This window comes from Blastomonas sp. CCH1-A6 (assembly GCF_001556365.1).
GTDB lineage: Bacteria > Pseudomonadota > Alphaproteobacteria > Sphingomonadales > Sphingomonadaceae > Blastomonas > Blastomonas ursincola.
In genome coordinates, this window is the sequence record NZ_LSIS01000352.1 from 1 (window position 1) to 409 (window position 409).

The 409-nt window shown below is 59.2% G+C and carries 1 protein-coding gene; it reads left to right on the forward strand.

Annotated elements, in window-relative coordinates:
* The coding region (locus tag AX735_RS16740; protein ID WP_231750155.1) for a DUF3768 domain-containing protein at nucleotides 1–405 on the forward strand (405 nt) is incomplete at its 5' end.
* Between the last annotated feature and the right edge of the window lie 4 nt (nucleotides 406–409).

Consider the following 409-nt stretch of genomic DNA (forward strand, 5'->3'; position numbering starts at 1 on the left):
TCGCCAGCGGGTCAGAGCCGCAGGCCGCAGGCAGCGGCTTCGCCTAAAGGAGTGAGGAAAATGGAAGCGACAACTGACCAGATCGCCACCATCGCGGCGCTGAACGACATTGCGCGGCGAACGATGGGTGTGACTTGTCGCACCGTGATTACGCAAGGCATCGCGGCGCTGGACGAGAACACGCAGTCCGACATTCTCAAGATGATCGAGGGCTTTGAGGATTTCACACCCGACAACGACCCGCACGGCGAGCATGACGCCGGTTTCCTTTATCGTGATGTGATCGGCCAATGGCATACCCGCTGGACTGACGACAGCACGCGCCCAGCCCTCTCGGTCATGTGGAAGTTCGACTTGTATGATCCGGGGCTTGTCAAGTTCGCATTGAACGGTTCCTTCTGTTGACGCG